General features: G+C 71.3%; 25 protein-coding genes and 1 tRNA gene. 16 read left to right on the top strand and 10 right to left on the bottom strand.

Annotated elements, in window-relative coordinates:
• Together CG740_RS30460 and CG740_RS30455 are read left to right on the top strand one after the other, a co-directional pair.
• The gene (locus tag CG740_RS30460; RefSeq protein ID WP_100578496.1) at positions 1 to 2,790 is read left to right on the top strand and encodes an FtsX-like permease family protein; all 2,790 of its coding nucleotides are present in this window, start codon (positions 1 to 3) and stop codon (positions 2,788 to 2,790) included.
• Positions 2,787 to 3,725 (top strand): ABC transporter ATP-binding protein, encoded by a 939-nt coding sequence (locus tag CG740_RS30455; RefSeq protein WP_100578495.1) that lies wholly within the window; start codon positions 2,787 to 2,789, stop codon positions 3,723 to 3,725. Before CG740_RS30460 ends, CG740_RS30455 begins: the two co-directional genes overlap by 4 nt.
• A 327-nt stretch (positions 3,726 to 4,052) precedes the next feature.
• Here CG740_RS30455 and CG740_RS30450 read toward each other — a convergent pair whose 3' ends face one another.
• From CG740_RS30450 to CG740_RS30430, 5 genes are all read right to left on the bottom strand, one after another.
• Complete coding sequence (locus CG740_RS30450; RefSeq protein WP_100578494.1) at positions 4,053 to 4,745, bottom strand: hypothetical protein; 693 nt, start codon at positions 4,743 to 4,745, stop codon at positions 4,053 to 4,055.
• Complete coding sequence (locus tag CG740_RS30445; protein WP_100578493.1) at positions 4,742 to 5,230, bottom strand: acyl-CoA thioesterase; 489 nt, start codon at positions 5,228 to 5,230, stop codon at positions 4,742 to 4,744. The genes CG740_RS30450 and CG740_RS30445 overlap by 4 nt, the downstream gene beginning before the upstream one ends.
• Positions 5,231 to 5,236: 6 nt before the next feature.
• The gene (gene ettA / locus CG740_RS30440; RefSeq protein ID WP_100578492.1) at positions 5,237 to 6,901 is read right to left on the bottom strand and encodes an energy-dependent translational throttle protein EttA; all 1,665 of its coding nucleotides are present in this window, start codon (positions 6,899 to 6,901) and stop codon (positions 5,237 to 5,239) included.
• Positions 6,902 to 7,101: 200 nt separating this feature from the next.
• A complete protein-coding gene (locus tag CG740_RS30435) occupies positions 7,102 to 7,671 on the bottom strand; it encodes a GNAT family N-acetyltransferase (RefSeq protein ID WP_100578491.1) in 570 nt (189 codons plus the stop codon).
• Positions 7,668 to 8,441 carry a GntR family transcriptional regulator gene (locus CG740_RS30430; protein ID WP_100578490.1) on the bottom strand — a complete coding sequence of 258 codons (774 nt, stop codon included), beginning with the start codon at positions 8,439 to 8,441 and terminating at the stop codon, positions 7,668 to 7,670. Before CG740_RS30430 ends, CG740_RS30435 begins: the two co-directional genes overlap by 4 nt.
• A gap of 410 nt (positions 8,442 to 8,851) precedes the next feature.
• Between CG740_RS30430 and CG740_RS30425 the strand changes: the two genes are divergently transcribed.
• From CG740_RS30425 to CG740_RS30370, 13 genes are all read left to right on the top strand, one after another.
• Positions 8,852 to 9,304, top strand: coding sequence for a pRL2-23 (locus tag CG740_RS30425; RefSeq protein ID WP_100578489.1), 453 nt, complete (start codon positions 8,852 to 8,854; stop codon positions 9,302 to 9,304).
• 99 nt (positions 9,305 to 9,403) lie between these two features.
• Positions 9,404 to 9,667, top strand: coding sequence for a DUF6284 family protein (locus tag CG740_RS30420; protein WP_100578488.1), 264 nt, complete (start codon positions 9,404 to 9,406; stop codon positions 9,665 to 9,667).
• Entirely contained in the window at positions 9,664 to 10,515 is an 852-nt protein-coding gene (locus CG740_RS30415; RefSeq protein WP_100578487.1) for a protein spdB, read from the top strand. Before CG740_RS30420 ends, CG740_RS30415 begins: the two co-directional genes overlap by 4 nt.
• Positions 10,515 to 10,856, top strand: a complete 342-nt coding sequence (locus CG740_RS30410) for an RRQRL motif-containing zinc-binding protein (protein WP_100578486.1) — start codon at positions 10,515 to 10,517, stop codon at positions 10,854 to 10,856. The genes CG740_RS30415 and CG740_RS30410 overlap by 1 nt, the downstream gene beginning before the upstream one ends.
• Position 10,857: 1 nt before the next feature.
• On the top strand, positions 10,858 to 11,175 hold the full coding sequence (locus CG740_RS30405; protein ID WP_100578485.1) for a hypothetical protein: 318 nt from the start codon (positions 10,858 to 10,860) through the stop codon (positions 11,173 to 11,175).
• A 62-nt stretch (positions 11,176 to 11,237) separates the two neighbouring features.
• On the top strand, positions 11,238 to 13,355 hold the full coding sequence (locus CG740_RS30400; RefSeq protein WP_100578484.1) for an FtsK/SpoIIIE domain-containing protein: 2,118 nt from the start codon (positions 11,238 to 11,240) through the stop codon (positions 13,353 to 13,355).
• A gap of 205 nt (positions 13,356 to 13,560) precedes the next feature.
• Positions 13,561 to 14,016, top strand: a complete 456-nt coding sequence (locus CG740_RS30395) for a hypothetical protein (protein ID WP_100578483.1) — start codon at positions 13,561 to 13,563, stop codon at positions 14,014 to 14,016.
• Positions 14,017 to 14,038: 22 nt separating this feature from the next.
• Complete coding sequence (locus tag CG740_RS39895) at positions 14,039 to 14,197, top strand: hypothetical protein (RefSeq protein ID WP_159030434.1); 159 nt, start codon at positions 14,039 to 14,041, stop codon at positions 14,195 to 14,197.
• A 20-nt stretch (positions 14,198 to 14,217) separates the two neighbouring features.
• Positions 14,218 to 14,490, top strand: a complete 273-nt coding sequence (locus CG740_RS30390; protein ID WP_100578482.1) for a hypothetical protein — start codon at positions 14,218 to 14,220, stop codon at positions 14,488 to 14,490.
• A gap of 92 nt (positions 14,491 to 14,582) precedes the next feature.
• Complete coding sequence (locus CG740_RS30385) at positions 14,583 to 15,473, top strand: bifunctional DNA primase/polymerase (protein WP_234376559.1); 891 nt, start codon at positions 14,583 to 14,585, stop codon at positions 15,471 to 15,473.
• Between the two features lie 3 nt (positions 15,474 to 15,476).
• Entirely contained in the window at positions 15,477 to 16,952 is a 1,476-nt protein-coding gene (locus CG740_RS30380) for an ATP-binding protein (RefSeq protein ID WP_100578481.1), read from the top strand.
• A gap of 484 nt (positions 16,953 to 17,436) precedes the next feature.
• Complete coding sequence (locus CG740_RS30375; RefSeq protein ID WP_100578480.1) at positions 17,437 to 17,670, top strand: helix-turn-helix transcriptional regulator; 234 nt, start codon at positions 17,437 to 17,439, stop codon at positions 17,668 to 17,670.
• Between the two features lie 67 nt (positions 17,671 to 17,737).
• Positions 17,738 to 19,000, top strand: coding sequence for a tyrosine-type recombinase/integrase (locus CG740_RS30370; RefSeq protein WP_100578479.1), 1,263 nt, complete (start codon positions 17,738 to 17,740; stop codon positions 18,998 to 19,000).
• 380 nt (positions 19,001 to 19,380) lie between these two features.
• Here CG740_RS30370 and CG740_RS30365 read toward each other — a convergent pair whose 3' ends face one another.
• From CG740_RS30365 to CG740_RS30350, 4 genes are all read right to left on the bottom strand, one after another.
• Complete coding sequence (locus tag CG740_RS30365; protein WP_100578478.1) at positions 19,381 to 20,799, bottom strand: thioester domain-containing protein; 1,419 nt, start codon at positions 20,797 to 20,799, stop codon at positions 19,381 to 19,383.
• A 314-nt stretch (positions 20,800 to 21,113) separates the two neighbouring features.
• The gene (locus CG740_RS30360) at positions 21,114 to 21,674 is read right to left on the bottom strand and encodes a single-stranded DNA-binding protein (RefSeq protein WP_100578477.1); all 561 of its coding nucleotides are present in this window, start codon (positions 21,672 to 21,674) and stop codon (positions 21,114 to 21,116) included.
• Between the two features lie 308 nt (positions 21,675 to 21,982).
• Positions 21,983 to 23,689, bottom strand: a complete 1,707-nt coding sequence (locus tag CG740_RS30355) for a GTPase (protein WP_100578476.1) — start codon at positions 23,687 to 23,689, stop codon at positions 21,983 to 21,985.
• The gene (locus CG740_RS30350; protein ID WP_100578475.1) at positions 23,686 to 25,290 is read right to left on the bottom strand and encodes a dynamin family protein; all 1,605 of its coding nucleotides are present in this window, start codon (positions 25,288 to 25,290) and stop codon (positions 23,686 to 23,688) included. The genes CG740_RS30355 and CG740_RS30350 overlap by 4 nt, the downstream gene beginning before the upstream one ends.
• A gap of 364 nt (positions 25,291 to 25,654) precedes the next feature.
• Here CG740_RS30350 and CG740_RS30345 point away from each other — a divergent pair.
• A tRNA-Arg gene (locus CG740_RS30345) sits at positions 25,655 to 25,727 on the top strand.
• Between the two features lie 287 nt (positions 25,728 to 26,014).
• On the opposite strand, the gene CG740_RS30340 is transcribed toward CG740_RS30345, so the two are convergent.
• Entirely contained in the window at positions 26,015 to 26,413 is a 399-nt protein-coding gene (locus CG740_RS30340; protein WP_234376558.1) for a response regulator transcription factor, read from the bottom strand.
• Positions 26,414 to 26,590 lie beyond the last annotated feature (177 nt).

Genomic DNA, 26,590 nt, shown 5'->3' with positions numbered 1-26,590 from the left:
ATGACCGGCAAGGCAGTCGCGCCCTGGGTCCGTACCCGGCTGCGCACCGCGCCGGGCGCCGCGGCCGCGCTCGCCCTCCTGGTCCTGGTGACCGCTTGGCTGGCCGCCGCCTACCCGCGCGGCGTCGACACGTACGAGGACGAGGGCCTGCGCCGCACCGTCGCGTCGGCCCCGCCGGGCCGCACCGCCCTGCAGTTCACCGCGGGCGCGCCCGGGCTCGCGCTGCCCGACGACCAGCGGGCCGCGATGGTCGGCCCCGAGCCGATGAGGCAGCGCTTCGACGCGGTCGTGCGGAACGTGCCCGCCCCGCTGACCAGCGACCCCACCCAGTCGACGTACGGGCTGCGGACCACCCGCAAGCTGCCGTCCGACGAACCGTACCTGCCCCGCCCCAACGGGCTCCCGCCGCGGTTCACCGTGGCCTCGCAGGCGGATCTGGGCTCGCACAGCCGCCTGGTGTCGGGCCGGCTGCCCGCCGGCTCCGCCGACCAGAAGGCGGCGGAGGCCGAGGTCGCCGTCACGGTGGAGACCGCCAAGTCCCTGGACCTCAGGGCGGGTTCGGTGCTGCACGTGGCCGGGATCGGGCGTCCGCCGCTGGCGTTCAAGGTGACCGGCGTCGTGGAACCCCTGCTGCCGGAGGCCGGATACTGGTCGGTCCTCCCGGCGCTCCGCACCCCGCAGCTGCTTCCCGCGAGCGACGACCGCGACGCGCCGAAGTACTGGCACGGCGGCCTGCTGCTCGCACCGACCGCCGCCGCGACCCTGTTCGCGACGGACGGCAAGCCGGAGATGTACGTCCAACTCGCTCCGCAAACAACAGCTTTGACGGATCGTCAATTGACGGCGGTCAAGGCGTCACTCGCCTCCTTGCAGAGCGGCCCCGCACTCTCCCGGCTGCACACCGTCTACGCGGCCTCGTCCTCCTCCTACACCGAACTCGACCAGGTACTCCGTTCCTACCAGACCGTGCGCGACTCGATCGACCCGGTGGTGGCGGTGGCGGGCTTCGGCACCGCGACGGTCGCCGCCGTGGTGCTCCTGATGGCGGGCGGCCTCGCCGCGTCCCGCCGCGCCGCGGAACTCGCGCTGCTGCGCGCCCGCGGCGGCGCGCTGCGGCAGATCGCCGGACGGCTGCTCGCGGAGAGCACGGTCGTGGTCGTGCCGGCCGCCGCCCTCGGTCTGCTGCTCGCCGTACTCGCCCTGCCGGAGGGCAGGTTCGGCCCCGCGCTCGCGGCGGCGGCCGGCGTCGCGGCGCTCGGCTGCCTCGCGCTGCCGGTGCGCGCGGCCCTGACGCACCGCACCGTCCGCTCGGCGGCCGAACGCGCCGATCCGGTACGGGAGAAGCCCTCCGCGCGGCGCACGGTGGCCGAACTGACGCTGCTCGCACTCGCGGTGGCCGCGGTGTTCGCGCTGCGCCGCCGGGGCACCGCGGGCGGCCCCGCCGACGCACTGCTCAGCGCTGCCCCGGTACTGGTCGGGGTGATCGCGGCGCTCGTCCTGATCCGGCTGTACCCGCTGCCACTGCGCTGGGCGGCCCGACCGGCGACCCGGCTGCGCGGCACGGTCGGCTTCCTCGCGCTCGCCCGGGCCGGACGTGCCCCGGGCGGCGGCGCGCTGCCCCTGCTGGCCCTGCTCACGGCGCTGACCACGGCCGCGTTCGGCGGCTCGGTCCTGGCGGGCTCCGACGACGCGCGCGACCGGGCGGCGCTGTACGCGACGGGCACCGACGCGCGGATCGGCAGCGATCTGCCGCTGCCCGGGGATCTGCCGGGGCGCGTCTCCAGGGTGCCGGGCGTCCAGGGCATCTCACCGGTGTCCATCGAATACTCGGTGCCGCTGCCCGCCGGAGCCGGCTCCGGCCAGGGTGCCGGCGGGGACGAGGGCGAGAACCCCGGCGCCATCGACAGGACCACCGTCGCGGGCGTGGACCCCGCCTCCTACGCCCGGCTGACCGCGGGCACCGCGCTCGGCATCGACGCCGACCGGATCAAGGCGCCGCCGGACGCCCCCGGCAAGGCCGTGGCCCCCGGCAAGGCCGTGCTGCCGGCCATCGCCTCGCCCGCCGTCGCCCACCGCCTGGGCAAGGAGCCGGTCACGCTGCACGTGGCGGGCAAGGACCTGGCGGTGCGGGTGATCGCCGTCCAGGACCGCTCGGCCGCCGTACCGCAGAGCGACTTCCTGCTGCTCGACACGGCGGGCCTCGGCGCGAAGTACGCGACGGTGCTGCTCGTCGGCGGGACCTCCCTCGACGGGAAGGCCCTGCGCGAGGCCGCCGCAGGGGCGCACGTGAGCGTGGCGCTGCGCTCCGAGGTGCGCCAGGAGTACGCAGACTCTCCGCTCCAGACCGGCGCCGGACACATCTACACGGCGGCCGTCGCGGCGGGCGCGGGCCTGGCCGCCCTCGCCCTGCTGCTCTCGCTGCTGCGCGGCGCCCCCGAACGCTCCGCGCTGCTCGCCCGGCTCCGCACCATGGGCCTGACCCGGCGTCAGGGCCGGTCACTGCTGGTCCTGGAGGCGCTGCCGTCGGCCCTTCTGGCGGGGGCAGGCGGCGCGCTCACCGGCTGGGCCTCGATCGCACTGCTCGCACCCGGCATCGACCTGGCGGGCCTGGCCATGGCCAACACCGGCGGACTCGCGCCGGTCGGCGCCGAACTCCGCGCGGACCCGATGTCGCTGGCGCTGCCCGCCGTGTGCGTGGTGCTGCTCGCGGCGGGCGTCGCCGCGGCACAGGCCTGGTGGAGCGGACGGCGCGGAACCATCACCGAACTCAGGGCAGGAGACGCTCGATGACCACATCGCTCGAAGACCTGGAGCGCCGGGCCACGGCCCACCGCGACCGGCCCGCGTACGGCCATGACGCGCTGATCGCCTGCGACCGGCTGGTCCGCGTCTTCACCACCGACGGCGTGGAGGTGCAGGCCCTCCAGGGCCTCGATCTCCTGGTGACCGAGGGCGAGTTGATGGCCCTGGTCGGCGCTTCGGGCAGTGGCAAGTCGACGCTGATGAACATCCTGGCGGGGCTCGACGTGCCGACCGCCGGGGCCGCGAGGGTGGCGGGGCGCGATCTGCTCGCGATGGACTCCCGGGCCCGGCTGGGTTACCGCCGTGACGTGGTGGGCTTCGTATGGCAGCAGACGGCCCGCAACCTGCTGCCATATCTGACGGCCATTCAGAATGTGGCGCTGCCGATGCAGTTGGGCAGTCGCCTGGCACAGCGGAAGAAGGCCGAACGGGCGGACTCACTGCTCGCCCTCCTGGAGGTCGCACACTGCCGCGATCGCCGGCCGCACCAGATGTCGGGCGGCGAGCAGCAGCGCGTCGCGATCGCGGTGGCGCTCGCCAACAACCCGTCCGTGCTGCTCGCCGACGAACCGACGGGCGAGCTGGACTCGGCGACGGGCGAGCAGATCTTCGCCGCGTTCCGGAAGGCCAACGAGGAGCTCGGTACGACGATCGTGATCGTCACGCACGATCAGGCGGTGGCGAGCGAGGTCCGCCGCACGGTGGCCATCCGGGACGGCCGCACCTCGACGGAGGTCCTGCGCCGCACCCACGTCGACGCGGCGACCGGCGAGGAGTCCCTGGTGGCCCGCGAGTACGCGATGCTCGACCGGGCGGGGCGGCTTCAGCTGCCCGCGGAGTACACGCGCGCGCTGGACCTGGAGCATCGAGTGGCCCTGGAACTGGAACCCGACCACATCCAAATCTGGCCGGCCGACCAGTAGCCAGCCCCCCGCCCCCCAACGGATGCCCCTCGCACGGTTTCCCCACGCCCGAGGACGGCCCCCAGGGGTGCGGGGGCCCGAGGGCCGCGGGGGCCCGAGGGGCGCGGGGGCCCGAGGGGCGCGGGGGGCCCAGGGGCGCGAGGAACTGCGCGACCAGCCCACCACGGCCAGCAGACGAAAACGGACTCAGGGGCGCGGGGAACTGCGCAAACACACGGCCGGCCCGCGGACGAAGGGCAACCCAAGGGGCGCGGGGAACTGCGCGGAGTAGGGCACCCCGGGCCACCGCACCCCGGGCCGCCGCGCCCCGGCCCGCAAAGGAGACGGTCAGGCCGGCGTGACCGTCAACCCCGCCGCACCGGCACGGCGAAGCGCGACCGAGCCATAGGGCGTACGCAGCCGCAGCCACGGGCCGGAGGCGAAGAGGGCCACCGGCTCGGGGGCGGACGGCGCGCCCGCCGAGGCGAGCGCGCGTACGGGGCGAAGGAACCCGAGCGACTGGGCCGCGTGCACGGCCCGCAGCGGCAGCTCGGTGGAGCCGAGCGTACGGGACCAGATCTCGCGCCCGATCCGTTCGCGCTCGGCCCGCGTGCGCAGCGCCTCGGGCAACTGCTCGTCCCGGGACCGGAATTCGGCGACGGCGGCCGAGACCGCCCCCCGCATCCGTTCGGGCTCCGGCAGCCCCGGCACCGGCTGCCAGCCACCGCGCGGCGGCAGGACTCCGGTCCACGGCGGCCCGGTGACGGCGACGGGAACGCCCGCGGTCGCCGCCGACTCGTCGAGGGATTCGAGGAGTTCACCGGCGGAGACGGTCACGTCCAGGGAGAGGGACGCGTCCACGAGCCGGGCCGTGCGGATCGCGAGCACCTCGAAGGAGGGCGGCCGGCCGAAGACGGCCAGCGCGCCGCCACCCGCCTGGAGACGGACGGCGGCGGCCCGGTCGTAGTGGATCAGGCGACCGAGGAAGGCGGCGAGGTCCGCCACCTCCCTGGCATCGTCGAACCCCAGCACGGCGCTCATGCCGCGGCCCGCTCCTGACCGTCGGCACGGACACCGTCGTCGGAACGTACGGCGTCGTCGGAGCGGACGCCGTCGTCCAGGTACTCCCCCAGGAAGGCCCTCTCCTCGGCGGTGATCCGCCGAGGCCGCCCCGCCGCGAGGTCGTAGGGCACGACGACGGTGGACGCCGTGACGTACACGAGGCCCTCGTCGCCGGGCTCCTTGATCTCGTAGGAGATGGTCAGCGACGCCGCGCCCATCTTCGTCACCCACGACTCGATGATGACCGGCTCGTGCCGGTGCACCAGGGGCCGCTTGTAGTCGATCTCGTGCCGGGCCACGACGGACCCGCCCTGGAACGACGGCGACCCGTCACCCGGTGCGAGGCGGAACATGAAGTCGATGCGGGCTTCCTCCAAGTACCGGATGAAGACCACGTTGTTGACGTGCCCGAAGGCATCCATGTCCGACCAGCGCAGCGGGCAGCGGTAGATATGACGGGCCACTGGCGATCAGCCCCGGGTGAGCTTCTTGTACGTGGCGCGGTGCGGGCGGGCCGCGTCCGCGCCGAGGCGCTCGACCTTGTTCTTCTCGTACGACTCGAAGTTGCCCTCGAACCAGTACCACTTGGACTCGCCCTCGTAGGCAAGGATGTGGGTGGCCACTCGGTCCAGGAACCAGCGGTCGTGGGAGATCACGACGGCGGCACCGGGGAACTCCAGGAGCGCGTTCTCCAGGGAGGACAGCGTCTCGACGTCGAGGTCGTTGGTGGGCTCGTCGAGGAGCAGCAGGTTGCCGCCCTCCTTGAGCGTGAGCGCCAGGTTGAGGCGGTTGCGCTCACCACCGGAGAGAACACCGGCCGGCTTCTGCTGGTCCGGGCCCTTGAAGCCGAAGGCGCTGACGTAGGCACGGGACGGCATCTCGACCTGGCCGACGTTGATGTAGTCCAGCTCGTCGGAGACGACGGCCCACAGCGTCTTCTTGGGGTCGATGTTGGCGCGGCTCTGGTCGACGTAGCTGATCTTGACCGTGTCGCCGACCTTGATCGAGCCGTTGTCCGGCGTCTCCAGGCCCTGGATCATCTTGAAGAGCGTGGTCTTGCCGGCGCCGTTGGGGCCGATGACGCCGACGATGCCGTTGCGCGGCAGCGTGAAGCTCAGGTCGTCGATCAGGACCTTGTCGCCGAAGGCCTTCGAGAGGTTCTCGACCTCGACGACGATCGAGCCCAGACGCGGGCCCGGCGGGATCTGGATCTCCTCGAAGTCCAGCTTCCGCATCTTGTCGGCTTCGGCGGCCATCTCCTCGTAGCGGGCCAGACGCGCCTTGGACTTGGTCTGACGCCCCTTGGCGTTGGACCGCACCCACTCCAGCTCTTCCTTGAGGCGCTTGGCGCGCTTCTCGTCCTTGCGGCCCTCGACCTTCAGGCGGGCGGCCTTCTTGTCCAGGTACGTGGAGTAGTTGCCCTCGTAGGGCAGCGCGCGGCCGCGGTCGAGCTCCAGGATCCACTCGGCCACGTTGTTCAGGAAGTACCGGTCGTGGGTGACGGCCACCACGGCGCCCGCGTACTTCGAGAGGTGCTGCTCCAGCCAGTTCACCGACTCGGCGTCGAGGTGGTTGGTGGGCTCGTCGAGGAGGAGCAGGTCCGGGGCCTCGATGAGCAGCTTGCAGAGCGCGACGCGACGCTTCTCACCACCGGAGAGGTTGGTGACCGGCCAGTCGCCGGGGGGGCAGCCGAGCGCGTCCATGGCCTGCTCAAGCTGGGCGTCCAGGTCCCACGCGTTGGCGTGGTCCAGGTCCTCCTGGAGCTTGCCCATCTCTTCGAGGAGCGCGTCCGAGTAGTCGGTCGCCATCAGCTCGGCGACCTCGTTGAAGCGCTTGAGCTTGCCCATGATCTCGGCGGCGCCGTCCTGGACGTTCTCCAGGACGGTCTTGGACTCGTCGAGCTGGGGCTCCTGCATGAGGATGCCGACGCTGTAACCGGGCGACAGGAAGGCGTCACCGTTGGAGGGCTGCTCAAGGCCCGCCATGATCTTGAGAACGGTGGACTTACCGGCACCGTTCGGGCCGACCACACCGATCTTCGCGCCGGGCAGGAAGTTCAAGGTGACGTCATCAAGAATCACCTTGTCGCCGTGCGCCTTGCGCGTCTTGCGCATGGTGTAGATGAACTCAGCCAAGAGAAACCGTCCGGCAGATCGATGTGTGGGCAGATACACCCCATCTTGCCGTACCGCCACCCCTGCGAGCGAATGGGTAGGTCAGAGGCCGCTGATCAGCGCTCCTTCCGTCGGCCGCTCTCCCCCGAGCGGTCGACGTTGGTGGGCATCAGTCGGCGTTGGCGGCCCTTTGACGGCCCACAGACGGCCCCAGCCGCGCATCAGGAAATGGGCGAAACGGCAGATGGAGCGGGGGCCAGGTCTACGAACCCGTGATCCGTGGGACGGGCCGGCCGCTGCGCCAACCATCCCGAGACGCGCGGGCCACCGTTGACCGCTCCCCCTTCCCTCACGGTCCGGACGTGATCGAACCCCTGGCGAAGGTAATAGCGCTGTAGACCCTCGTTGGTGGTCCAAGCATCCAGCCGCAGCCATTTCGCGGACGCGCGGTGCGCCCGGTCCCCTGCCCAGTCGAGCAACCGGCCGCCGACGTTCTGCCCGGCGTGAGTGCGGGCAACGGTGAGCTTGTTGATGAACATCGACGGCTCGCCCAGTTCGTCACCCGTCCAGAGACCCGCCTCAGCCTCTGGGGTCAGTGTGATGGTGGCGGCGGTGGCATCCCCGTCGCAGACCATGAACACGGTCCCGCTCTCGATGGTGGCCATCAGACGGTCGGCCGGGTACGGGCGGCTCCACTGGTCGCTCCCGAGTTCCCTCAGCCAAGCCGCCGCCTCCTCTCGGAATGCGAGCAGCTTGGCAAGGTCGCCCGGCTGGGCAGGGGTGATTATCACTGGGGCTCGTTCTCGCTTCGGGCGGACAGTTCGCCGATCTCGTAGTTCATCCGGTTCAGGTCGCCCCGGAAGGTCGTGATGGTGCAGCGGATCGGGCGCTCATCCGAGAATCCGGTACGCGTCCAGAGGAGCACCGGCACCCCGGCTCCTATCTCCAAGAGCCGGGCCTCTTCCGGCGTCGGCATGCGGGTAGCGATCTCATCGAAGTACCCGATCTGCTCAATGCCCAGACTGGCGAGATAGCGGGTCGTCCCTTCGGCGATGTCTCCCGGCTCGGTCAGGCGCGGGCCTTTGGTGACTAGCCACTCCGGGTAGTGGGTGGCCTGCGTGGACCATGGCACGTCGTCCACGAAGCGGTGACAGAACCGCAGGACCGCCGTATCCCCGGCCTCGACCTTGAGCCGCTCGGCCACGTACTCCGGGGCCGTAGTCAGCTCCACCCGGAACGTCTGATGCGGCCGGCGGCCGGCGGCCGTCACGTCGGTGCTGTACGCGTCGCCGTTCTGCGGGAGATCCAAGTTCTCGAAGCGGGACGCGTTCAGCACAAAGACTTCATGCGAACGCACCTCGTAGCCCAGCCCTTGGCTGGACGAGATCAATCCCTCCGTGACCAGCAGGTTCAGACCCGACCGCACCGTATTGCGGGACGCATCGAACCGGGCGGACAGTTCGCTTTCTGACGGCAACCGCGCCCCAGGGGCGTACGTGCCGTTGTCGATCTCGCGGCGGAGCGCGTCGGCCACCTGCCGATACTTCGGCTGCTTGCTCATGCCCTCATCATGACGCACTCGCGCAACTTGTTGGTACATGTGGGCCCCAATCCCTTGACGACTCACGGTCCGTGGGTGCAGCATCACTGCATCAGCTTGTACCAACAAGTTGAGCAAGCGGTCCAATTCCCTTGAGTTGTTCCCGATTGCGCTGTACCTGCATGACCCAGGGGCCCCGCGTTGGACGGGGGGAGGTTTCCCGGCGCCTTGTCAGCCGGAGGGCTTGAGACCGAAAGGTCACGTCCCCATACGCCTTCAACGGGAGTTCCGCTCCCAAAGGGGACTTGCACGCTCATCCACTCGCCGCTACGCGGCGGCCGGTTGCCTCCTCCGCCCGTCCGGCCCGTGTGGTCGTACGGGCGGGGTGGCAGGGAGCCGGACCATCCGATCCGAACCCTCTGGGGGACGTCATGATCGCAACGCTGATAGCCGTACTGGGCACGCTCGCCGGCGCGTTGGTCGCCGGGCTCATGCAGCACCTGACCGCAAGCCGCACCACCCGGGCCGCGCAGTCCGAACGGCGCCGCCAGGCACTGGCCGAAGCCGTCCCGGCGCTGCTGGCCGCTCTGGTCGGTCACCGCGAACAGCAGTACCTGAAGATCAAGGCCCGCCGCGAGGCTCTGGCCGACACGGTGGAGGCACGGCAGGCCCGCTACGCGGCCCGCTCGGCCGTCACCTCCGCCATGGACACCCTCCACATGGCCACCAGCGACCGCCGCCTGTTGGCGCTCGCTCAGGAAGCGGTCGACGCGGCCATGGCGCTCGGTGACGTCCCGGCCGAGGAGCTGGACGCGGCCGGGCTCCGGGCCCGCCAGGCACACACCGCACTGCGCGCGGCAGGCGCCACCGCCCTCTACGCCTGACCCGCAAAACAGCCCGCACGACCCCTTCAACGGCGCGGCCCCGGAGGTGCAACTCCGGGGCCGCATGAGCCGTACCACCTGCTAGGGAGACCACGACTCATGAAGTACATCGCCGCACTTCAGACGGCCGTTACCGGCACCCTGCCGGACATCGAGCCGACACCGGCCGAACTCGACGCCATCGACATCGAGATGCCGCTGATCCTGGCGGAAGTCGAGCTGCTGGACGCACAGATCATCACGCTCGACCGCACCCCGAACGAGCTGGACACCCGGCGTATCCGCCGGGCCCGGCGCAAGGTCCTGGCGGCCCGCCGGGCGGTGGGCAACCAGCACGCGCGCACTGCGGGCGGTGCGGCATGAGGACTAAAACTGTTCTGCCTGCCGTAGCGATGACGGCGGTGTCCATGGTGCTGACCCTGGCCGTGGTGCTGCTCTGGCTCGGCACGGCCGTCCCGTGGCCCGTCGCGCTGGTCGTCGGGCTCGGCATCGACGGCGGATGGCTCGCCACCCTGGCCTACGAACGCCGCCTCGCCGCACAGGGCGACCACAGCCACACAGTCACCGCCGTGGGCTGGGGCTTCGGCCTCATCGCCACCGGTGTTCTGGTCGCCCACGCCCTCACCGCTGAGACCTCTACCGGCGCGTGGCTGGCGGTCGCGTGGCTGCCCGTGGCGGCGAAGGCGTTGTGGCTGGTGCACGGTCTGTGGGAGCAGACCGCGCTCACGGCCGGGGCGCTGGACGCGATCCAGGGCATCCGGCAGGAAGCCCGCGACGAAGCCGCTGTTGCCCGGGCCCGGCTGCGGTCCCAAGCCGCTACGGAGGAGACGCGCCTGTCTGCCGTGACGCAGTCCGGGGCGCGCGTCGCACGGGTTCAGGCGAGCACTGCCAAGACGCTCTCCAAGGCGTGGGCCACGCTGGAGTCCACCCGGGCGGGAACCGAGACGGGCAGGGCGTTGACCAGCGTGACCGCCCCCGTCACGCCCGGCGTCACGCGCCCGTGGGAGCTGCCCGTCTGGGGCCCCACCGAGCCCGTGCCCGCCCTCGAAGGGGCTCAGTTGACGGATGCGGCGCTGGACGCGTTGGTGGACGAGATCCGCACCAGCCAGACCCCGGCGCTCTCGTACCGGGAGATGGCCGCCCGCTTCCGTTCCGCCGGGCACGCCGCCTCTGAAGTCCGTCTGCGCTCCGCGTGGAAGCGGGTGGCCTGATGGCCACGTTGCCGGTCTACCGGTGGCGCCTGGCGCCGGACGGGTTCGCCACCCGTCGCCAGCTCCGTGCGCGGGGCTTGCGGCCGGGTGGTCAGGAGGTGGCGGCCCAGTTGGAGCGGCCCCGGCGGCGCCGGGGCCCGCTGGTCGCGTTCCTGTACCGCGTCGACCTGGCCAAGCCCGTGCGGCCGATGACCCCGGCCCGGCGGGCGGCACTGGCCAAGGCCAACGCCGCCCGCCGCATGTGCCCAGGGTGCGGGCGCGATGCCGGATACGTCATCCCGCTCTCGCTCGGCACCTGCGTGCCCTGCGATTCCCGTTCCACCTCTCCGAGGAGCGCCTGACATGGGCAAGCCCGACACCCGGCGCCTTGACCGGGAGATCCAGAACAACGAACGCAAGTTGCAGGCGGTCCAGAACCGGGAGCTGTGGCCGCTCAACGGCCGTGAGCGCCGGGCCGTGCTGGGCGGGGCCGTCTCCACCGCGCGCGGACTGCACAAGGGGACCGGGACCGATCGTGGCGACCGGGCCATGGACACCGCGTGGCAGAGCGCCGAAACCCGCTTGATCGCGGAGATCACCGCATTGCGGACCGAGCGGCAGCGGATCGTCACGGACGCCGCCCGGACCAAGGCCGCCAAGAAGTCTTCCGGCTGGTGGTGACCACCCCCGCCCTCACCATCCCTTCCCTCTCTCCGAACCTGGACCGTCAGGAGTCAACTCCCATGGATTCCAACGTTGTTCGCCTCACCAAAGACGCCACCAGCGCCCCTCCGGGGCCCTCTGGGGCGCCGAGCCTTGCTGTAGTAGCGCCGGGCGCCGAAAAGCCGCCGGTGCCCCTGTGGGTGCGCTCCGGGCGGGCCGTGCGCGCCATCGTCACCCACGAACACACCCGCAGCGCCGCCCGGTTGACGGTCCGGCACGGCATGTACGTGGTCGGCGGCACCCGCATCGTCGTCAAGCGGACGTGGGAGGGTCGCACCGCCACCCGCTACGAACGCATGCTCCGGGCCGCCGAGGCTGCCGGGAACTACGAGGTCGCGGCCGAGTGGGAGGAGCGCGGGCAGCGCTTCCGTGACGCCCGCCACCGCCGCCGCATGGACCTCCTGCACTCCCCGTTGGATGCGGCCAAGGGCGTGGCCGTGAGCGCGGGCATGGGCGTCGGCTCGCTGGTCGCCCTCGGTGTCGTCATGGCGGTCGCGACGAAGGACGTCACCCAGGTCGTCACGCCGTTGATGGCGACGGTCGAGTTCATCAACCTGCTCATCACCGTGGCGACGGTGGTGTGGGGTCCGGCCGTCACGATCGGCCCGTTCCTCGCGCTGCTCGCCCTGTGGGGAGTCGGCCGCCACCAGCAAGCCGCCCCGAACTGGGCGCTCCCGGCGGCCGTGCGCAACGGTGAGGGCGAGCCGATCACCCCGTCCATCGTCGTCAAGGCCCTGCGCGACCTCGGCGTGCCCGCACTCGGGCGGGCCATCAAGGAAATGGGCGACGCCGGCGCGGCGATGCTCGGCCCGATCCGCATCGCCGGATGCGGCGTCGAAGTCGACGTCACCCTCCCCTCCGGCGTCTCGACGAACGAGGTGCAGAACCGGCGCCGCAAGCTTGCCGAGAACCTGTCCCGGCATGAGCACGAAGTGTTCATCACCATCCCGCAAGCCGCCCGCACCGTCCGCCTGTGGGTCGCTGACAGTGGTGCGCTGGATGAGCCGATCGGCCCGTCCCCGCTGGTCACGGACGAGACGATGACCGCCGACTACGTCAAGGGCCGCGCCCCCTGGGGCCAGGACCTGCGCGGGGATGCTGCGGCCATCAGCCTCTACCAGCGCCACCTGTTGATCACGGGTCTCTCCAACCAGGGCAAGACCGTGGCGCTGCGGTCGCTGGCTCTGTGGCTGGCGCTGGACAAGTCGGTGCAGTTCCTGATGGGCGACCTCAAGGGCGTGGGCGACTGGGCCATGTTCGACGGGCTGGCGAAGACGCTGATTCAGGGACCGACTGACGATCACGTCATTCAGGTCACGGAGATGGTTGAGGGTGCGGTGGATGAGATGAACCGCCGCATCCAGGCACCGCAGGGGACCGCGTTCCCGCCGCTCATCGTGCTGGTGGATGAGGCGCAGGTGGCGTTCATGTGCCCGGCCAAGGACGACCAGAGGCGCCCGTATGGCGGCTCGAAGGCCAACTCCCGGTACTTCATGGCCGTTCGCAAGATCCACAACCAGGGTCGGGCCGTGAACGTCCTGATGTGGCAGGGCACCCAGGACCCGACCAACGAGAACCTGCCCAAGCTGGTCCGCGAAGGTGCCCACACGCGTGCATCGCTCGCACTCGGCACCGAGTCGCAGGCCCGGATGGCACTCGGGGACAAGGCCGTTGACGGCGGCGCCGCCCCGAACCTCCTGCGTCCGGGGCTCGACCGGGGCACGCTGGTTGTCGCCTCGGACGGTATCGCCATCCCCGCCGGGCAGGCCTCCATCACCGTGCGCACGCACTACATCGACGACGACGCGGCCGTGGCCATCACCGACCGGGCCAAGGCCCTGCGCGACGGCGTCACCACCTTGCACGCGATCGAGCGGGGCGAGGAGTTTGACCCGCTCGCTGACATCGCCTCCGTCGTCGGGACGGCCGACCGGGTGCGGACCAAGGATGTCCTCGCCCGGCTCGCCGCCCTCAACGCCGACGCCTACGGCAAGTGGTCGTTCCTCGATCTCAAGCGCGTCCTCGACGGCACCGGGGCCGAGCCCTACAAGTCCGATGGCGTCATGGTCGTGGGCCGTGACCGCATCGCCCGGGCGCTCGCCAACCGCGACGCGGACGGTTCCGCTTCCGCCGCATAGATCAGGGAGCGAAGCCCCGGCGGGTCAGGGAGTCAGGGAGAACTCCCTACCCCCCTCCCTGACCCGCCTCCCTCCCTCTCACCTGCGCAAATGATCTGTCAGGGAGTCAGGGAGCCGCGCAGGTCAGCACCCCCGAAACCCCCTCCACCACGCTCCCGGCAGGGGGTGTCTCTGCCTCCCTGCCCATCTCCGGAAGGGATTCCGCATGTTCCCCCAACAGGCCCGGCACGCGCCCATAGAACGGGCCGTGGAAGTCCACTATCCCGCCCCGATACCGTCCGTTCCCGCACCGCTCACGCCCCACCAGCCGGGCACCGTGCCGACCGTGGCGAGCATCGTCCTGCCCGACGGACGCGTCGTCACCGGCTACGCCATCGACGCGGCCAAGCCCGAACCCGTCACCGCCAAACCGGCCGTGTCCCGCACCGCCGTGAACGTCGCGCTCGGGGGAATCGGGTTCGCCGCCGCGTGCGGCGGGCTGCTTGTCCTGACCACGTTCATCGCCGCCATGGCGGCCCTGATCCACCAGCTCATCATCCTCGCGGCCGTGATCTTCGGCGGCTGGATCGCGGCCCAAGTCCTGGGCCCCCGCCACGGGGACGGCGGCACCGTCGTCAACATCCGCAAAGCGATCTTCAAGCGCAACCGCTTCCACGGCTGACCAGGCAGGAAGGGGAACCCCCGTGGCTCACACACCGGCCAGACCACCCAGGCGCTACCCCGGCATGGCCTCCACCACCCCGGGCGGAATCGCCTACATGGGGTCCCGGCCCAACACCGCCCCGCGTAGCAGCGAATACCCCGACACCACCCGCAACCGCCCCCGAGTCCGCGCCTCCTGACACCGTCGAAAGGCAGCCCCGTGCTCCGACTCCGCCTACAGCTCACCGGCTGGTCCCGCCGGACGCTGATCCTGACCGACACCCCCCGCCCCGACTGCCCCGACTGTGAGGGCGACGGCGGTATCGGGTGCGACTACGGCGACCACGAAGGCGAATACGCCGGCACCGACTGGTACCCCTGCCCCTGCTGGACCGAATGGCGCTTGACCCTGCTATCGCTCCCGCGCCTGCCCCGCCTCCTGCGCCGACGCCCCGAGCAGCGCGACCCCTGGAGCGACGAACCCCCGTTCTAGCTACGCCAAGGGCGGCCCCCTCGTCTCGCCAAAGTCGCGGGGCCGCCCTTGTCCACCTGCACAGCTCAACTGAACAGTGGAGGTACCCCAGCATGACGCAACCCACCGACATCCGGCGAGAGGGCACCCCGCCCCCGCCTCTCGCTGCCGTGAGCGATCTCCTGACCAGCGCGCTGGACCTGGCCCGTGCGGGCCTGCCGGTGCTGCCCCTGCGCCGGGGCAAAGTCCCGTTCGGCAACTGCCCTACCTGCGCCAACAACGCGTGCGGTGGGCGTCCGAACATGAAGAACGCCGGACCCTGTGCCTGCCCGGACGTGTGCCACGCCTGGGCCGCCGCGACCACCGACCCCGGCGTCATCAACTCCCCGACTTGGGTGCGAGCGTGGCACCGAGCGGTAGGCATCGGCTACCACCCCGGCGGCGCCGGGCTCACGGTGGTCGATCTCGATACGCCAGCCGCCGTGACATGGGCCCGCGAAAGCCTGCCGCCCACCCGCACTCTGCCCACGACGCGCGGGGAGCACTGGGTCTATCAGGGCACCATGCGGTCCGTGAACGGCGTCCGGGCCGGTGTCGACATCAAGTCGACCATGGCCTACGCCCGTTGGCGCGGCCACGGCACCGGCACCCTCACCGCCCTGCCGGACGCCGTGCGCGCGCTGGTCGGGAAGCCGTCCCCGGCCCGGCGCCCGTCCGTCGTCACCGTGGCCGCACTGGCCGGGGGCGGGGAGTGCCCGCACCGCACGCCCGCCTACCTGGAACGCGGCATCGCGATGGCGGAGCAGCGGATCACCGAGGCTCGGAGCGCGGTGCACGCGACGGTGTACCGCACCTTCCTGGCGGTGCTGTCCACGCACGGCCGGTGCGGCTGCCTCACCGACGCACACGCCGCCCGCTTGTTCGCCGCCGCGCAGGCCCGGGGCGAGTCCGCCCGGCACTGCGCGGACGCGTGGTCCAACGCCCGCACCGCCCTGGGGATGTGAACCATGCCTGAGGACGAGAAGGACCCCGCGCGGAAGGTCATCACCGAATACGCGCAAGCGCACTTCCGGTACTTCCGCACCACCGAAGGCACCGTGTACGCGCAGCGCAACGGCCACCCCGTCGCCCGGCCGATCCGATCCCAGGGCACGACCGGCAGCCACCGCCAAGAACTCATGGTCGACCTGTTCCGCGACGGGCACGGCGTGTTCAACGGCACCGCCATGAAGGAGGCCTTGGACTTGATCGAAGCACTCGCACTCGCGGAAGACGTTCAGCCCACGCACATCCGCGTGGCCCCCGGGTTCGACGGGGCGACGTGGCTGGACCTGGGCCGCGACGACGGCCAGTCCGTCCGCATCCACCCCACCGGGTGGGAGATCCTCGTTCCCGACCCGCGTGAGGTGTGCTGGCGGCGCACCCAGCTCACCGGCGAACTCCCCCTCCCCGCGACGGACACGGACGGCAAGGGCATCGACCTCCTGTTGGGCCTGTGCAACTTCGCCGGCCCCGCCACCGAGTGCCTGGCCATCGCCTGGCTCCTCGGCTGCCTGGAACCCTCCGTGCCCGTCCCCGCCCCCTTCCTCACCGGCCCCCAGGGCGCCGGGAAGTCGACCGGCGGGCGGATGCTGGTCCGCATCCTCGAAGGGATGACCGGGGACCTTCGGCGCGCGCCGAAGGATGAGGAGAACCTGATCACGGCCGTGGCCGCCGGATGGGTCACCGCCCTCGACAATCTCTCCCACCTCCCTCCGGACCTCTCGGACCTGATGTGCTGCATCGTCACCGGAGCCGAGAGCATCAAGCGCGCGTTGTTCAGTGACGGGGACGTCTACCGCTCCCGCTACCGCCGGCCGCTTCTGTTGACCGGCATCGACGTCGGCGTCATCCGCCCCGACCTCGCTGAGCGGCTGTTGCCGTTGCGGCTGGAGCGGCCCCGGGTACGGCGCACCGAAGCCGAACTCTGGGCCGACTACGCCGAAGCACTACCCATCGTCCTCGGGTCGCTCCTCGACCTGGCGGTCAAGGTGCGGGCCGCCGACGCGGTCACCCCGACCGACCTGCGCATGGCCGACTTCGCCCACCTGTGCGCCCAGTTCGACGCGGTGGCCGGGCTCGGCACCCTCGACGCCTACCGGGCCAGCCTGGACGACCTGAACGACGACGTCATCGAAGGGGACCTCCTCGCGCAGACCGTCCTCAAGCACGCCGCCGACCTAGACCCGGGCACCGAGCAACGGATGACGTCGGCCGAGTGGCTGCACGCCCTCACCGGCCTCTACAGCGGGGAGGAATGCCGCCCCCTGCCCAAAGGCTGGCCGACCACCGGCAAGGTGCTCTCAGACCGCCTCAAACGCCTACAGCCCACCCTGGCCGCACGAGGCGTCCTCGTGGACTGGGGCCGCAGCAAGACCGCCCGCTACATCGAGATGGCCCGCCAGGCCCCGCCCCCGCCACCTGAGCAGCAAGCGGCGTTCTAACCTGCGGCCCCGTCGGGCGGACAAGCAAGAGGAGCACGCCTCGCCGGGTGCTCCTCTTGCCGTTCCGGCGGCGCCAGCCGCTCGGCAAGGGTCGCGCCGCGAAGCGGCCCCGCATCCACGCTCGAAGCAGCACCGCACCACCACAGAAACCACCCCCTCTTTTTTCCTAAGAAGGGAAGCTCTGCGTCACCCGCGTCACCACGGCACGCCAGACGGCCCCTGACCTGCCACAACAGCGGTGACGCAGACCGCCGAATCCTGCGTCATCGTGCGTCACCTGCGTCATCGGTGCGTCACCCGATGACGGACGGCTGCGTCACCGGTGACGCAGACCCCGAACCCCTGCGTCACCCAAAACCGCACGTCAACGGCTCAGATGACGCGGATGACGCGATGACGCAGAAATCCCCGCCTCGGACAGCACAGCCACGAAGCCCGAGAACCAACCCAGCCGTTCCGCCTCCACGACAAGGAGACCTGCCGCATGGCCACGCCAACGACCAGCGACCCGCGCGCCACCCTGCGGGCCGGACTCCCGGACCGGTACCTCACCCCTGAAGACCTGGTGGCCTTGTTCGCCCTGGAGAGCGTCGAAACGCTCTACACCTGGCGCAAGAAGCGCATAGGGCCGCCCGGCTTCCGAGTCGGCCGGCACGTGCGCTACGACCCTGCCGCCGTACGCGCTTGGGTCGACAGCCGCTCCGACCACGACGACTGAACCCCACCGCCCCAGCAGGGACGCGACCACCGGTCGCGTCCCTGCTCACGTTCCCGAGGAGTCCGAAGTGGCAGGCCACATTCAAGACCGCTGGTACAAGACCGACATCGGCGCCGACGGCAAGCCTCACCGCATCAAGAGCGACCGGTACGGCATCGGGCTGCGTTACCGCGCGCGGTACGTCGGCCCCGATGGCACCGAGCAGTCCAAGAGCTTCCCGGACCGCCAGAAGGGGCGCGCTGAGAAGTGGCTCACGAAGATTCAGGCGGACATGGACACGGGCGACTACATCGACCCGAAGGCCGGACAGGTCACGTTCCGCGAGTACGCAGCGAAGTGGCTCGGCGGTCTGACAACCGACCTGGGAAGTCAGGAAGCTGTCGACCGGCGCATTCGGCTTCATGCGGTCCCCCACCTGGGTAAGCGCCCTATGGGGTCGTTCAAGCCTGAACACGTGCGCACCTGGCTGAGCGCTCTTCAGTCCGCCGTACCGAACGCCACCTACCGGCGTGCCATCTACGACTCGGTGTCGTCTCTGTTCAACGCGGCCGTGGATGACGGCGTACTCAAGAAGAACCCGTGCCATGCCCAGTCGGTCAAGGCCCCGGACCCCGATCCCCGGCTGATTCAGCCGTGGCCCGAGTCTCGCGTACTCGCGGTGCGTGCCGGGCTACCCGATCGGTACGCGGCCACCGTAGATGCGGCCGGCGGCTGCGGACTGCGCCAGGGCGAAGTGTTGGGCCTGGACGCGGACAACATCGGTTTCGGGACCGGATGGGTGTACGTGCGCCAGCAGGTCAAGCGCGTACGCGGAACGCTTGTGTTCGCCCCGCCCAAGAGGGGCAAGCTGCGGGACGTGCCGCTCAGCCCCGTGGTAGCAGGCGCCTTCCGTGACCACATGCGCCGGTTTCCGCCGGTTGAGGTGAAGCTGCCGTGGAAGACACCGGACGGCCCCTTGGTCGCCCGGCAGTTGGTCTTCACCAGTGGCGTGGGGCGTGCCATCTGGCGCAGCTACTTCGATGACTCCGTATGGAAGCCCGCCCTGGCGTCCGCTGGTGTCATCCCACCCAGGGAGCGAGGCAAGCGCTATGCCGCTGCACCCGACGACGGCATGCACGCTCTGCGTCACTTCTACGCGTCGATGCTCTTGGACGGTGGGGAGAGCATCAAGGCTCTGAGCATCTATCTGGGACACTCGGACCCTGGCTTCACACTGCGGATCTACACGCACTTGATGCCGAGCAGCGAGGAGCGGACGCGCAAGGCTGTGTCGGCCGTCTTCCACCGCATCCACCCCGGGACCCTGCCGGGGCTCCCGGAAGCGGCCTGACGGCCCACAGACGGCCCACGGCCCCAAACCGGCCCTTGGCAAGCGGTTCCGCTGCTGGTCAGGGACACATTTCATGGTCGGACTCGCCAAAAACACCCCATCTTGCCTGACGGCCACCCCCCGGGGGAAACGGGTATGGCCGGTGGCCCATGACCTGGGCGTTTGGGTGGACTTGGGTAGTCGGACGGTAACGGGCCGTGGCCGGGGATCGCGATTTCCCCGCACGGCAGCCGGCACGGGGCAAGCCGCACAGCAGGACGGCGGACGGCCCCGTAGGCGACGGCCCCCTTGTTCGACGGCAGACGGCCCCGGTACGCGATCGCGTACCGGGGCCGTCGGGGTCAGCTCAGTGGGAGCTCACCGCACTGCCGGGCTGCTGGTCAGTTGCCCGCGGTCTTCTTCTTACGGAGGAAGAAGACGGCGCCGCCACCGAGCAGCACCAGGACGACCGCCGCGCCGGCGATCATCGGGGTGGAGCTGGAGCTACCGGTCTCGGCGAGGTTGGTGCCGCCGTTGGTCCCGGTCGAGCTGCCGCCGGTCGAGGTACCACCGGCCGAGGCGGGGCTGGGCTTCGAGGACGGGGTGGGCGTACCGGTGCCGGCCGTCTTGCAGTCGAGGACGCCGGAGAAGTGCTGGTCGGCGATGGTGAAGTCGTACTTCGCGTCCTCCGCGACCGGCACGAAGACCGTCTGCGAGGAGTTCGCGGGAACCGTCAGCTTCTTGCCGAGCACGACGACGTCGAAGTCCTTCGTGCCCTTGTTGCTGACCGAGACGTCGAGGCCGCCCTTGACGCAGTCCTTCTTCACGGAGACGGCCGGGGCAGCGCCCTGGTCCGCCCACTTGGCCGTGGCCACCGCGGTGACCGGCACGACGCTGGTGCTGGCCAGGATGAAGGTCTGGCTCTGGATCTCGCCGTCGCTGACGAAGGCCCGGCCGACCGGAACCGTGGTCTGCGCGCTGGCGGTGACCTTGGCGGAACCGTCGGCGGTGCCCTTGGGCACCTTGAAGTAGACCTGGGTGCCGTTGACGGCGGAGGTGATGACCTTGCCGTTCACGTCGGTGAGCTGCACACCGGCAGCCGCGCCCGGGGCGATCCCCAGGGCGACCTTCTTGGCGTTGGTCTGGACCGTGAGGGGGCCGACCTGGCTACCCGGGCGGCCGGAGACCGCGTCCTTGTCGAAGCCCAGGGAAGCCTTCGGCTCCGGCTTGTTCTCCGCCTTGGCGAGCAGATACGTGGTCAGCTCCGCCGCCGCGGCGTCCTGAGGGACGGCCTCGACGTCGTCGGAGAGGTGCCAGATCGCGGCCTGGGTGGCAGCGGCAGCCGTGTCCTTGGTGAGGTCCTTGCCGCCGATTGCCTTGGACAACTGGTCCGGCGTCACCTTCGGGTAGGAGTGGTCGAGGATCCAGTTGATCTTGCCGGCGGCCTCGGCCTTGTTCGCGAGAGAGGACTCCGCCCAGGTCACTTCCTTGTAGCTGGCGTTGTCCACGGTCTCGTGGTTCAGGTCGATGCAGTACGTCTGGATGACGCCCGCGTTGTCGACCTTGAGCTCGAACAGTCCACCGACGGGCGCAGTCTTCTTGCCGTGGTTGTTGACGTCGATCTTGGCCCCCACCGTGACGGAGGCGCTCTTCAGGGTGGCATGCACACCCGAAGACGAGGCGGCGGGCTTGTCGTCCGCGAAGGACGTGCCCGCGCCGGCTATCGCACCGGCCGCGACGAGTCCCGTGACGGCAGTGGCGGTGGCGAGGCGCAGCGCACCCCGCTTGCGGGCGGTAGGCCCGTGAACGGCTGAAAACACAGAATTCCCCTTCGGGCGAGGCGCTTTCGCATGTGGTGCGCGTGCACGAGAGGTGCGCGTGGGGGAAGTGCCTCGCCGGCAGACTCAAGTGCCCCGTGAGTACGCCGGAATCCTAGGGATGCGGAAGTCGGCGATCCGCAGGGATGACATCAGATAACCATTCCGATTCGCAATCGTTATCCCAAAACACGTGTGCCACCTGGGCTTATCGACAAATCCCCTGGACAGAAGGGGAGTTTCGGGACAACGGCCGGCCTCGGACCGCACGCCCTCTTCCTGCCCCTTCCCCAACTTCCTCCCTCAAGTCCCCCCGCCTAGAAGGGCGTCGGAGGAACCGTCTCGGCCACCGGTGTGGCCGATTCCCATACCACCGCCGGGACGTCCCTGGCCGAAACCGCCCCGCTCCTCCCGGCCGGGACGGACCCGGCGGCGTCGGTTACGACCGCCTCGCCGCCCGGCGCCGGGCCGAGTTCCGCCCCGTGCGGGCCGGCCCGTTCGACGGGGCTCGCCCCGCCCTTGAACACCCGGCGGAACGCGGTGGTCCCGCGCGAGATGTCGTGCCCGATCGCCACCGCGTCGACATCGGCCGAGAACCGGCGCGACCCGTCCTCGCGCTCCTCGTCCCGCACCTTCAACCGCCCGTGCACCACGACCGGTTCACCGATCGCGACCGACCCCGTCAGATTCATGCCGAGCACCCGCCCGGCCCACACCGTGTAGAAACTGGTCGCCCCGTCGACCCAGGACTGCCGCTCGCGGTCGAAGCGGCGCGCGGTCACCGCGAGCCGGAACCGGGCCACCCCGCCCGTCGCCGTCTCGCGCCACTCCACCTGCGTGGCCACATTGCCGACCAGCGTCACCATCGTCTCGTTCACTGCTCTCAACCCCCGTACCGTCCCTGCCCGATGCCCACCGGCTCGCGCCGGGCAGAGAGAACCCCGCCCGGTCCAGCCGTCGATCGAACCCTTGCGCTGTCGATCTCCATGCTGGACCGGGCGGGGAGTGTGTGCCGGGGCCTGTGGACTACCCCCGGATTGTGGAAAACCCGCTCACCCCGCCGGGCGACCCCACGGCCGGGCCGCGCCCCTCGCCCGGTCGCCCCGTCCCCTCGTCCGGTCGCCCCGCCCCATCGCCCCGTCCCGTCCCGTCACCCGGGACCCCGTCCCCGTCACCCCGGACCCCGTCACCCCGACCCCACCACCGCCGCGTACTGCTCGCGCACCTCCCGGTACCGCAGCAGCTCGGCGGCCACCGGGTCCAGGACCTTGGCCCGGCCGCAGGCCGCTGCGGCTTCGCGGAGCCGGCGTTCGGCCTCCTGGCCGTAGCGCCGCCCGGGGCCGCGCGCCGCGACCGCGCACGCCCACTCGATCAGCGGGCCGCCGACGATGCCGCCCAGCATCACCAGCGCCGGGACGATCAGGCCGGGGGTCAGCACCCCCACAATCTGCCCGAGCAGCCAGAGCCCGCCGACGATCTGAATGCCCGTCATGAACATCTGGGCCAGTACGGCAGCGGGCCACCAGCGCGGCCGGGGCGAGGTGCCGCGCTCCAGCTCCTCGCGCACCGCGAGTTCGTCCAGCGCCTCCGGAAGCCCGTCGGCGCCCCGCACCGCCGCCTCGCGCACGGCCTGGGCCCAGGGCGCGGGCAGCCCAGCCGCGGCCTCGTCGGCCACCGTGCGGACCGCCTGCTCGACCCGCTGGCGGGCGGTGACCTGCTCCTCGATCTGAGCGTCGGAGCGGGGCCGCTGCACGGCCGGGACGCGGATCCGGTCGTACCAGCGCCACAGCCGCAGCCAGGGAGTCCCGCAGGCGCGCTGCGCGTTGCGCCGCCACTCGCGTTCGGCGGCCTCCCCCGCGGCCGAGGCCCCGACCGCCTCGCCGAGCCGGTCCGCGAAGTCCCGGCGGGCCCGCTCGCCGAGTCCGGGCCGGCCGTCCGCCACGTACAGCGGGCGCAGTTCGGCCGCGGCCGCGTCCACGTCGGCGGCCAGCCGGCGGCCGGCGGCGCCGCGCTCCTGCACGAACCGGCCCAGCTGCTCGCGGAGTTCGCCCACGCCCTGGCCGGTCAGCGCGGACAGGGCGAGCACCGAGGCACCGGGCTCGCCGTGTTCGCCGAGCGCCATGCCGTCCTCGTCGAGCAACCGGCGCAGATCGTCCAGGACTTGGTCGGCGGCCTCGCCGGGCAGCCGGTCCACCTGGTTGAGCACCACGAAGCTGACCTCGGCGTGCCCGGCGAGGGGCCGCAGATAGCGCTCGTGGAGGACGGCGTCGGCGTACTTCTCGGGGTCCACGACCCACACGATCGCGTCGACCAGCGCGAGGACGCGGTCGGCCGCCTGCCGGTGCGAGACGACGGCCGAGTCCAGGTCGGGGAGGTCGACGAGGACCAGGCCCTCCAGGTCGACGCCCGCGTTGTCGAGCGGGCGGCGGCGCAGCCGGCCGGGGATGCCGAGCCGGTCGAGCAGGCCCGCGGCGCCGTCGGTCCAACTGCACGCGATGGGCGCGCCGGTGGTGGGGCGGCGCAGACCGGTGTCCGAAATCTGGCTTCCGGCAAGGGAGTTGAAGAGGGTCGACTTGCCGCTTCCGGTGGCCCCGGCGACGGCCACGACGGTGTGCCGCGCGGACAGGCGCTGGCGTGCGGACGCCTCGTCGAGCACCCGCCCGGCCTCGGCGAGCGCCGTCGCGTCGAGCCGGGTGCGGGAGAGGCCGACGAGTTCGCGCAGCGCGTCCAGGCGCCCGCGCACCTCACCGACGTACGGCCCGCCGATGGGCTCGAACGTGACGTCGTCCTGCGGTTGAGCCCCCTCCTCGCGGGGGGACGTCATCTCGCCGGGCTCGGCGGCGCGCCGCGCGATCAGCCCGTCGGCCCAGCGGTCCTCGACCTCCTGCGTCATGCCGCTTTCCTCTCCTTCTGCACTACGGACAGTGCGGCGATCAGCCCGGCCTGCGGCTCGGGCGTCACCTCCAGGGCGTCCAGCGGCGCGAGCCGCCGTTCGCGTTCGGCGCCGAGCACCTGGTCGATGTACGTGGCGACGAGTTCGCCGCCCTTGTCGCGCAGCCGCAGCGCGCCCTGCGCGCCGATCCTTTCGGCGAGCCGCTCGCCCGCCCGGCGGGCCCGGCGTCCACCGAGCAGGGCGGCGGCGAGCAGCGCCGCGACCGTCTCGGGGTCGGGCGCGACCGAGCGTTCCATCTCCCGCACCTCGTCCTCGGCCAGCTCTTCGAGCACCCGCCGCCAGCGCCGTACGGCGAGCCCGATGCGGTCCTCCGGGTCCACATGGCGTACCTCGTCGCCGAACCCTGCCGCGGCCGGTTCCCGCGCCCACGCGTCCCTGACCCGCTCGTCGGCGGCGGCGGCCGCGCACCGGAGCAGCTCGGCGAGGCTGTCCACGAGCGCGTCCAGGAGCTCGGCGGAGGTGGCGCCGCCGGGGTGGGCGCGCCAGCGGGTGAGCGCGTCCCCGGCGAGCACCTCGCCGGCCCGCAGCCGGCGCCGGACCCGGTCGCCCTCCTTGGCGTACGCGTCCTCGACGGCGCCGGTGAGGCGTACGGCGGCGGCGTACTGGGCCGCGACGGCCGAAGCGAGCTCCGGCATCCGTGCGTTGAGGGACTCGATCGCGCCCGAGGCGGTACGGGCGACGGCCTGCTGGCGGGCGGCCGGGTCCTGGCTGCGGTGGGTGAGCCAGGTCCGCAGCGCGGCCACCGCGGTGGAGGGCAGCAGCCCGTGCGAGGCCCCGGCGGACTCGGGCAGTTCGGGCACGGTGAACCGCGGCACCTCCCCGAGCCCGGCCCGGGTGAGCAACGCCCCGTACTGCCGCGACACTTCGGCGAGCACCTGGTGCGGCACCCGATCGAGGACGGTGACGAGCGTGGCGTCGTACTCCTTCGCGGTACGCAGCAGATGCCAGGGCACGGCGTCCGCGTACCGCGAGGCGGTGGTGACCATGACCCAGACGTCGGCGGCGCAGATGAGTTCGGCGGCCAGGATGCGGTTGCCGACGACCAGCGAGTCGATGTCCGGGGCGTCCAGGAGCGCGAGTCCGCGGGGCAGCGTGGTGGCCGTCTCGACCCGTACGGCCCCGTCGTCGTCCTGCCCGATCCGGCCGTCCCGCTCGGCGTCCTCGTGCTGCTGCGGCAGCCAGACGCGGGTGAGTTCGGGCAGCACGCGCGGCCCGGAGAACCACTCCCGGTCGTCGGGGTGGCACACGAGCACGGGCGTCCGCGTGGTGGGCCGCAGCACGCCCGCCTCGCTGACCCTGCGCCCCACAAGGGAGTTGACGAGGGTGGACTTGCCGGCGCCGGTCGAGCCGCCGATGACCGCGAGGAGCGGGGCTTCGGGATCTCGGAGCCGGGGCAGCAGATAGTCGTCGAGCTGTGCGAGCAGCTCACTGCGCGTCTGCCGGGCGCGCGGGGCGCCTGGCAGGGGCAGTGGGAGACGCACGGCGGCGACACTGTCGCGCAGGGCGGAAAGTGCGTCGATGAGCTGAGGCCGTACGTCCATGGTCACCACATGCGAAGAATGCCCAATTTTGGCGGCTTTTTGAAGCGTATGGCCACTTCCGCGCGCGTCCATAGGCCACCGAGACGCGCCGAACGGACAGATGGGACACACGGGACGAGTGGGACGCAGGCATAACGAGTGCACAACACCCTGCGCCGCGAGCGTCAAAAGCGCTGCACGATTCGTACCTGCCTGCGATTATCGGTTCGCTTCACCGAACCTCCACATCGTGCCACGCAGGTGAAGCAACCGGGACGAGGTGACAGGAGCCCTATCCTTGTCCCCGGCAAGGTCACCGGCCCGGGACCGTCCCGGACCCACGCCCTCGCCGGCCCGGGGCTCCAGGCCACCCAGGCCCCATCCGGCCCCCGTAGCTCAGTGGATAGAGCAGGCGCCTTCTAAGCGCTTGGCCGCAGGTTCGAGTCCTGCCGGGGGCGCCCAGCCCAACCGGGCGTCCGGCCCTCCTTCGGGAGGGCCTTTTTGCTGGCCGGAGCACCGTACCGAGCGGGCGGTAGCGGGGGCGTAAGACATCGGGCCACCCGGCCGCCCGCGGCCGCGGGGGCGCAAGACGCCGGACCCGCCCCCGTGGGCGCGGGGGCGGGTCCGACGGGTTCATCGGGCGGGGCCTCTACCGGGGGGCCGCACGGGCCGCCCGCACGGGCCGCCCGCACGGAGTGTCGGGCACCCGGCCCCGGCCGAGGCCCCGCCGGAGGGCCGGTCCGCGTCAGCGCAGACGACTTCCCACAGCCTGCGCGGCGATGCCCTGGGCGGAAAGTGACTCTTGGGGAGGTGTACGCAAGGGGAGGGTCCGGGCGGACACCACATGCGGGCAGATCAGTTCGTGTTGAACGATGGCCACCAGGGCGGCCTGGAGCCGGGAAGATACGCCCAATTTGGCCAGAATATTCGCCACATGCTTTTTGACGGTTCTCTCCGCAATGCCCAGCCTGCGGGCGATACCGACGTTGCTCGCCGCCGTTCCCAGCAGATACAGAACCTCCTTCTCCCTCGCGCTGAGTCGGTTCAGCACTCCCTCTTCCCCGTGAGGAAAACGCAGCATTTCGCACTGGCAGCTTTCGGCGCTTGCAGCCGTCGCCATATCCCGCATCGGTAAATCCCGCATCGGTAAATCCCCCGTCCAGCCGTACGTTGCGTGCCGCATCGCCACCCAGGCCCAGGATCCGCCCCGTGACCGGCCCGCCCATCGTGACGATGTGCCTGGCCCGACGATGTGCGGCCACCTGTCCGGGCTCCGCCGAGACAAGCCATGCGCGGCTCACGGGCAAGGGGGCGCGATCCC

Source organism: Streptomyces sp. CB01201, assembly GCF_002803085.1.
GTDB lineage: Bacteria > Actinomycetota > Actinomycetes > Streptomycetales > Streptomycetaceae > Streptomyces > Streptomyces hundungensis.
The sequence above is the reverse complement of the archived record's forward strand: the minus strand, read 5'-3'. Positions and strand labels throughout refer to the sequence as shown.

Excerpts from the sequence above, each read along its gene's own strand:
- CG740_RS30425 (WP_100578489.1), top strand. The coding sequence starts at position 8,852 with ATGATCGCAACGCTGATAGCCGTACTGGGCACGCTCGCCGGCGCGTTG.
- CG740_RS30355 (WP_100578476.1), bottom strand. The coding sequence starts at position 23,689 with ATGACGCAGGAGGTCGAGGACCGCTGGGCCGACGGGCTGATCGCGCGG.
- CG740_RS30340 (WP_234376558.1), bottom strand. The coding sequence starts at position 26,413 with ATGCGGGATTTACCGATGCGGGATATGGCGACGGCTGCAAGCGCCGAA.
- CG740_RS30380 (WP_100578481.1), top strand. The coding sequence starts at position 15,477 with ATGCCTGAGGACGAGAAGGACCCCGCGCGGAAGGTCATCACCGAATAC.
- CG740_RS30375 (WP_100578480.1), top strand. The coding sequence starts at position 17,437 with ATGGCCACGCCAACGACCAGCGACCCGCGCGCCACCCTGCGGGCCGGA.
- CG740_RS30350 (WP_100578475.1), bottom strand. The coding sequence starts at position 25,290 with ATGGACGTACGGCCTCAGCTCATCGACGCACTTTCCGCCCTGCGCGAC.
- CG740_RS30395 (WP_100578483.1), top strand. The coding sequence starts at position 13,561 with ATGTTCCCCCAACAGGCCCGGCACGCGCCCATAGAACGGGCCGTGGAA.
- CG740_RS30400 (WP_100578484.1), top strand. The coding sequence starts at position 11,238 with ATGGATTCCAACGTTGTTCGCCTCACCAAAGACGCCACCAGCGCCCCT.
- CG740_RS30420 (WP_100578488.1), top strand. The coding sequence starts at position 9,404 with ATGAAGTACATCGCCGCACTTCAGACGGCCGTTACCGGCACCCTGCCG.
- CG740_RS30450 (WP_100578494.1), bottom strand. The coding sequence starts at position 4,745 with ATGAGCGCCGTGCTGGGGTTCGACGATGCCAGGGAGGTGGCGGACCTC.
- CG740_RS30430 (WP_100578490.1), bottom strand. The coding sequence starts at position 8,441 with ATGAGCAAGCAGCCGAAGTATCGGCAGGTGGCCGACGCGCTCCGCCGC.
- CG740_RS30455 (WP_100578495.1), top strand. The coding sequence starts at position 2,787 with ATGACCACATCGCTCGAAGACCTGGAGCGCCGGGCCACGGCCCACCGC.
- CG740_RS30415 (WP_100578487.1), top strand. The coding sequence starts at position 9,664 with ATGAGGACTAAAACTGTTCTGCCTGCCGTAGCGATGACGGCGGTGTCC.
- CG740_RS30410 (WP_100578486.1), top strand. The coding sequence starts at position 10,515 with ATGGCCACGTTGCCGGTCTACCGGTGGCGCCTGGCGCCGGACGGGTTC.
- CG740_RS30460 (WP_100578496.1), top strand. The coding sequence starts at position 1 with ATGACCGGCAAGGCAGTCGCGCCCTGGGTCCGTACCCGGCTGCGCACC.
- CG740_RS30405 (WP_100578485.1), top strand. The coding sequence starts at position 10,858 with ATGGGCAAGCCCGACACCCGGCGCCTTGACCGGGAGATCCAGAACAAC.
- CG740_RS30385 (WP_234376559.1), top strand. The coding sequence starts at position 14,583 with ATGACGCAACCCACCGACATCCGGCGAGAGGGCACCCCGCCCCCGCCT.